This window comes from Thiobacillus sp. 65-1402, from assembly GCF_001897685.1.
Classification (GTDB): domain Bacteria; phylum Pseudomonadota; class Gammaproteobacteria; order Burkholderiales; family Thiobacillaceae; genus Thiobacillus.
The window spans coordinates 1-5647 of record NZ_MKUG01000150.1 but is presented as its reverse complement, the minus strand read 5'-3'; the positions used below and the strand labels follow the sequence as shown (position 1 = coordinate 5647).

Below are 5647 nucleotides of genomic sequence, written 5' to 3'. Positions count from 1 at the left end.
CCTGCCCGGCTTCCGCCCAGCCGGCGGCGCGGTCGATCAGACCGCCTGCAAGCGCAGCTTCCAGGCTCGCCGGATTGCGCCCCACCCCCAGCACCTCGCGCACTGCGCCGGCCTGTTTCAATGCCGCTGCAAACGATCCGCCGATCAGGCCGACGCCGACGACGGCGAGCTTTTCGACGATCACAGGCACGTTCTCAGGGCATCGAGGAAACGGGCATTCTGCGCGGCAAGCCCGACCGACACGCGGAGGAATTCGGGCAGGCCGTAATTGTCGACCGGCCGCACGATCACGCCGCGTTTCAGCAGCTCGGCGTTGATCCGCGCGGCAGCGCCGACCTTGGCCAGCAGGAAATTGCCTTTCGACGGCACGGTTTCGACGCCCATTTCGGCCAGCCCTGCCACCAGTTGCGCCATGCCGGCGGCGTTCAATGCATAGCTGCGCGCCAGGAATGCCTCGTCGCCGAGCGCCGCTTCGGCTGCCGCCAGGGCGGGCGTGTTGACGTTGAAGGGATGGCGCACCCGGTTCAGCAGATCGATCACGCCGGCGCTGCCCAGGCCGTAGCCGACGCGCAGTCCGGCCAGGCCATACGCCTTGGAAAAGGTGCGGCTGATCAACAGATTGGGAAAGCGCGCCAGCCAGGCCGCGGTGTCGCAGCGCTCGGCTGGCGGCAGGTATTCGCCGTAGGCCTCATCCAGCACCACCAGCACCTGCGGCGGCACGGTTTCGAGAAACGCCTCGATCTGCGCCCACGGCAGGAAGGTGCCGGTCGGGTTGTTGGGGTTGGCGATCCACAGCACCCGCGTATCGTCGCGGATCGCCGCGCGCATGGCATCGAGATCGTGGCCGTAATCCCTGGCCGCCACCTCGATGCATGCCGCCCCCGCGGTCAGCGTGGCGATGGGATAAACGGCGAACGCATGCTGCGCATACACCGCCGACGCAGCCGGGCCGAGAAACGCGCGCGCCGCCATGTCCAGCACATCGTTCGAGCCGTTGCCCAGCACGATCTGATTCGCCGCGACCCCCAGCTTCGCCGACAGCCCCGCCTTCAGCGCAAAGCCGGCGCCGTCGGGGTACAGAGCCATGTCGTGCAGCGCATCCTGCGCCGCAACCAGTGCGGCGGGGCTGGGGCCGAGCGGGTTTTCATTCGACGCCAGCTTGACGATGTCGGCCTCGTCCAGCCCCAGTTCGCGCGCAAGCTCGGAGATGGGCTTGCCGGGACGATAAGGCGCGATGGCGCGAATGTGGGCGGGAGCGAGATCGCAACAATTCATGACTGTGCAGCGGGGTAGGAACCGAGAATCTTGAGGAAAGCGGCGCGCGACTCGATTTCGGCGAGCGTGGCGGCGAGTTTGGCGTCCTGCCGATGGCCTTCGCAGACGACGAAGAACAGGTATTCCCAGTTGGCCGAACGCGCCGGACGCGATTCGAGCTTGCTCATGGAAACCCCGGCGTCGGCCAGCGGTTGCAGCAATTTGACGATGGCGCCGGGCTGATTGTGCACGCCGACGACGAGCGAGGTCTTGTCGCGGCCGGACGGCGCGGCATCGGTCAGCGCCAGGACGAGAAAACGGGTGGTATTGCCGGCTTCGTCCTCGATGCGCGCCTCGACGACGGCAAGGCCATACAGCTCCGCGGCCGCATCGCTGCCAAGCGTGGCAGCCGCGGGTTCTGCAGCGGCACGCCGCGCGCCTTCGCTGTTGCTGACGACGCTCACCCGCTCGGCCCGGGGCAGGTGCCGGTTGAGCCAGTTCTGGCACTGTGCGAGCGACTGGGCGTGGCCATAGACGCGGTCGATGCCTTCCAGATCCGCGCTTTTGCGCATCAGGTTCTGGTGAATCGGCAGCATGATCTCGCCGCAGATCCTGAGCGGGCTGGCGACGATCAGATCGAGCGTGCGCGAAATCGCACCCTCGGTGGAATTTTCCACCGGCACCACGGCAAAATCGGCGCGTCCGGTTTCGACGGCGCGGAAACAGGCGTCGATATCGGCTTCGGCAACCGCCTCGACGGCATGGCCGAAATGCTTGTAGGCGGCAGCCTGGCTGAAGGTGCCGGCCGGGCCCAGGTAGGCCACGCGGATGTTCTGTTCCAGCGCCCGGCAGGCCGACATGACTTCACGGATCAGGCGCTCGACGGTGTCGCCGTCGAGCGGTCCCGGATTGGTTTCGCGCAGGCGGCGCACGATCTGGGCCTCACGCTCGGGGCGATAGATTTTTTCGCCCTTCTTGGCGCGCCCGACCTGTTGGGCTATGCCCGCACGCTCCGACACCAGCTTGAGGATCGCGTCATCGATCGTGTCGATGCGCGCGCGCAGCGACTTCAGCGCGTCGTCCATCATGCCGGCAAGTTGCGCACGGCAAGCACGCCGGAAATGGCTGCCAGCTGCTGCATCACACCCGGGACCACCGCACTGTCCACATCGACCAGCGTATACGCCATCTCACCCTTGGATTTGTTGACCATGTTGTGGATGTTGAGCCCCGCCGCTGCCAGCACCGACGAAATCTGCCCCACCATGTTGGGAACGTTGGCATTGGCGATCGCAATGCGGAAAGCCGATTCACGAGCCATGCTGACGTTGGGGAAATTGACCGAATTGAGGATGTTGCCGTTTTCCAGATAGTCGGCGAGCTGCTCCGCCACCATCACCGCGCAGTTTTCCTCGGCTTCCTCGGTGGAGGCGCCGAGGTGCGGCAGCGCGACGACCTTGGCGTGGCCCTTCAGCGCGTTGGCCGGAAAGTCGCAGATGTAGGCGTGCAGCTTGTTGGCATCGAGCGCCTCGATCACCGCGGCGTTGTCGACCACCCCTTCGCGCGCAAAATTCAGCAGCACGGCATCGGGGCGCATCGCGCCGATGCGCTGGGCATTGATGAGATTACGCGTGGCGTCGATCAGCGGCACATGCAGGCTGACGAAATCCGCCACGCGCAGCACGTCCTCGACGTTCTCCGCGCGCTTGACCTGCGATGGCAGGCGCCACGCGGCATCGACCGTGATAGCCGGGTCATAGCCGACCACGTTCATGCCCAGCTTGATCGCGGCTTCGGCCACGTAGGAGCCGATGGCACCCAGGCCGATCACGCCCAGCGTGCGGCCGGGCAATTCGCTGCCGGCAAACCGCTTCTTGCCGGCTTCGGTCGCCTTGTGCTGTTCTTCGTCGGTTCCGCTCAGGCCTTCGACGAAGCGCAGCGCCGGCACTAGGTTGCGCGCGGCAATCAGCATCCCGGCGATTACCAGTTCCTTCACCGCATTGGCGTTCGCGCCGGGCGCGTTGAACACCGGCACCCCGCGCTCCGACAGCTTCTTCACCGGAATGTTGTTGGTGCCGGCACCGGCACGGGCGATCGCCTGCACCGAGGCCGGAATCTCCATCTCGTGCATGTTGGCCGAACGCACCAGGATGCCGTCCGGGTCGGCGATGTCGCCACCGACGGTGTAATGCTCGGGCAGGCGCGCCAGTCCCTTCGCGGAGATGGCGTTCAGGGTCAGGATTTTGCGCGGCGCAGCCATCGCGGTCACCCCTGCTGTTTTTCGAATGCGTCCATGTAGTCGACCAGCGCACGCACGCCTTCGAGCGGCATGGCGTTGTAGATCGAGGCGCGCATGCCGCCGACCGAGCGATGGCCCTTCAGTTGCAGCAGGCCGCGTTCCTTGGCGCCCTTGAGGAAGGCTTCGTCGAGGGCTGCGTCTTTCAGCGTGAACGGCACGTTCATCAGCGAACGGTTGTCCTGTGCCACCGGCGAATTGTAGAAGCCGGTCGAATCCAGCTTGCTGTACAGCAGGCCGGCTTTTTCGCGGTTGGTTTTTTCCATCGCCGCGAGGCCGCCATTCTTCTTCAGCCACTTGAACACCAGCCCTGCCGTATACATGGCGAAGGTAGGCGGCGTGTTGTACATCGACTCGTTGTCGGCGTGGATCTTGTAGTCGAACATGGTCGGCGTGCCTTTCAGCGTCTCGCCGATGAGATCATCGCGCACGATGACGATGGTCAGCCCGGCCGGGCCGATGTTCTTCTGCGCGCCGGCGTAGATCAGGCCGAATTTCGACACGTCGATCGGGCGCGACAGGATGGTCGACGACATGTCCGCCACCAGCGGCACGCTGCCGGTGTCGGGGGTCCAGAAGATTTCCACCCCGCCGATGGTTTCGTTGGGGGTGTAGTGGACGTAGGCCGCGTTGGGGTCGAGCTTCCACTGGTCCTGCGCCGGCGCGTAGCTGAAGTTCCTGTCCTCGCTCGATGCCACCACGTTCACCGCGCCGTATTTCTTGGCTTCCTTGATGGCCTTCTTCGACCATTCGCCGGTGTTCAGGTAATCGGCGCCGGCTTTGCCGCGCAGCAGGTTCATCGGCACCATGGCGAACTGGGCGGACGCGCCGCCCTGCAGGAACAGCACCTTGTAGTTGGCAGGAATGCCCATCACCTCGCGCAGGTCGGCTTCGGCCTCGGCGGCGATGCCCATGAATTCCTTGCCGCGGTGGCTCATTTCCATCACCGACATGCCGGAGCCGTGCCAGTCGACCAGTTCGGCCTGCACCTGTTGCAATACGTCCCTGGGCAGCACGGCCGGGCCGGCGCTGAAGTTGTAGATCGTCATGCTTTAGTCCCCCAATTCCTCTTCGTTGTCGGTTTCAGCCACTTTTTCCAGGCTGATCAAAGTCTCGCCCTTGTCCAGGTTGATCAGCGTGACGCCCTGCGTCGCGCGGCTCATCGCCCGAATTTCCTTGACCCGGGTGCGGATCAGCACGCCGCCGGTGGTGATCAGCATGATTTCGTCGTCTTCCTTCACCAGCGTTGCCGCCACGACGCGGCCGTTGCGCTCGCTGGTCTGGATCGCGATCATGCCCTGCGTCGCGCGTGCATGGCGGGTGTATTCGGCGATCGGCGTGCGCTTGCCGTAGCCGTTCTCGGTCGCGGTCAGCACGAAATCGTTCTCGTCTTCCGCCACCAGGAGCGAAATCAGCTTCTTGCCCTTGGCGAGCTTCATGCCGATCACGCCGCGCGCGGTGCGGCCCATCGGGCGCACGTCGTTCTCGTCGAAGCGCACCGCCTTGCCGCCGTCGGAGAACAGCATGACGTCGTGGCGGCCGTCGGTGATCGAGGCGCCGATGAGGAAGTCGCCCTCGTCGAGGCCCACCGCGATGATGCCTGCGGTGCGCGGACGCGAGAAGTCGCTCAAAGGCGTTTTCTTGACGATGCCGTTGCTGGTCGCCATGAACACATAGTGGTCGTCGTCGAAGGTCTTGACCGGCAAGAGCGCGTTGATCTTCTCGCCCTCTTCCAGCGGCAGCAGGTTGACGATCGGCTTGCCGCGCGCGTTGCGCCCGCCCTGCGGCACGTTGTAGACCTTGAGCCAGTACAGGCGGCCGCGGTTGGAGAAGCAAAGGATGTAGTCGTGGGTGTTGGCGATGAACATCTTCTCGATGAAGTCCTCGTCCTTGGTCCCCGCCGCCTGCTTGCCGCGCCCGCCGCGCTTCTGCGCGCGGTAGTCGTCGATCGGCTGCGACTTCATGTAGCCGCCGTGCGACAGGGTGACGACCATTTCCTCCGGCTTGATCAGGTCTTCCATCGACATGTCCTGCGCGTTCTCGACGATGGTCGAGCGGCGCGCGTCGCCGAACTGGTCGCGGACCTGGGTCAGTTCC

Annotated in this window: 5 protein-coding genes and 1 pseudogene; all 6 read right to left on the bottom strand. The window is 65.0% G+C overall.

What is annotated here, in order from left to right; genetic code table 11:
- Positions 1–184, bottom strand: a pseudogene (locus BGO62_RS11570) (prephenate dehydrogenase/arogenate dehydrogenase family protein); the annotation flags it as partial.
- Positions 181–1275, bottom strand: a complete 1095-nt coding sequence (gene hisC / locus BGO62_RS11565) for a histidinol-phosphate transaminase (protein WP_296642557.1) — start codon at positions 1273–1275, stop codon at positions 181–183. The pseudogene BGO62_RS11570 and the gene hisC, both read right to left, overlap by 4 nt.
- Positions 1272–2339, bottom strand: a complete 1068-nt coding sequence (pheA, locus tag BGO62_RS11560; protein ID WP_296642558.1) for a prephenate dehydratase — start codon at positions 2337–2339, stop codon at positions 1272–1274. The genes hisC and pheA overlap by 4 nt, the downstream gene beginning before the upstream one ends.
- A complete protein-coding gene (locus BGO62_RS11555; RefSeq protein WP_296642555.1) occupies positions 2339–3514 on the bottom strand; it encodes a phosphoglycerate dehydrogenase in 1176 nt (391 codons plus the stop codon). The genes pheA and BGO62_RS11555 overlap by 1 nt, the downstream gene beginning before the upstream one ends.
- Positions 3515–3519: 5 nt before the next feature.
- Positions 3520–4599, bottom strand: a complete 1080-nt coding sequence (gene serC, locus BGO62_RS11550) for a 3-phosphoserine/phosphohydroxythreonine transaminase (protein ID WP_296642551.1) — start codon at positions 4597–4599, stop codon at positions 3520–3522.
- 3 nt (positions 4600–4602) lie between these two features.
- On the bottom strand, positions 4603–5647 hold a 1045-nt coding region (locus BGO62_RS11545; RefSeq protein ID WP_296642549.1), incomplete at its 5' end, for a DNA gyrase C-terminal beta-propeller domain-containing protein.

Coding starts and splice junctions, on each gene's coding strand:
- hisC (WP_296642557.1), bottom strand. CDS start 1,275: ATGAATTGTTGCGATCTCGCTCCCGCCCACATTCGCGCCATCGCGCCT.
- BGO62_RS11555 (WP_296642555.1), bottom strand. CDS start 3,514: ATGGCTGCGCCGCGCAAAATCCTGACCCTGAACGCCATCTCCGCGAAG.
- pheA (WP_296642558.1), bottom strand. CDS start 2,339: ATGGACGACGCGCTGAAGTCGCTGCGCGCGCGCATCGACACGATCGAT.
- serC (WP_296642551.1), bottom strand. CDS start 4,599: ATGACGATCTACAACTTCAGCGCCGGCCCGGCCGTGCTGCCCAGGGAC.